Source organism: Pantoea sp. SIMBA_079, assembly GCF_046940275.1.
Lineage (GTDB): Bacteria > Pseudomonadota > Gammaproteobacteria > Enterobacterales > Enterobacteriaceae > Pantoea > Pantoea borealis.
Map to the genome: position 1 here is coordinate 1 of NZ_JAWRYR010000589.1, position 255 is coordinate 255.

Genomic DNA, 255 nt, shown 5'->3' on the forward strand with positions numbered 1-255 from the left:
GGCTGCTTCTTCACCCTGCTGGGCGGGCTGGCGACCGCGAAGCTGTCGGACTTCTTCCGCCGCATCCACGGCCCGTCGAAGTCGAGCACGCTCGGCGTCGGCTGCATCCTGTTCGCGTCGATCATCTACCACTGGGTCAACGGCAGCGGCGTGCATCCGCGCGAACTGCTGGTCACCGTGTTCCTGTTCCTGACCGCGCCGATCAGCGCGCACCTGATGTCGCGCGCGGCGCTGTCGCTGATGGAGGACCGGCCG

Annotated in this window: 1 protein-coding gene; it reads left to right on the forward strand. The window is 68.2% G+C overall.

Going from position 1 to position 255, the window contains the following annotated elements; all coding sequences use genetic code 11:
- Nucleotides 1–255 (forward strand): monovalent cation/H(+) antiporter subunit G (gene mnhG, locus SB719_RS21305; protein WP_412159910.1); only part of this gene is annotated, 255 nt, incomplete at both ends.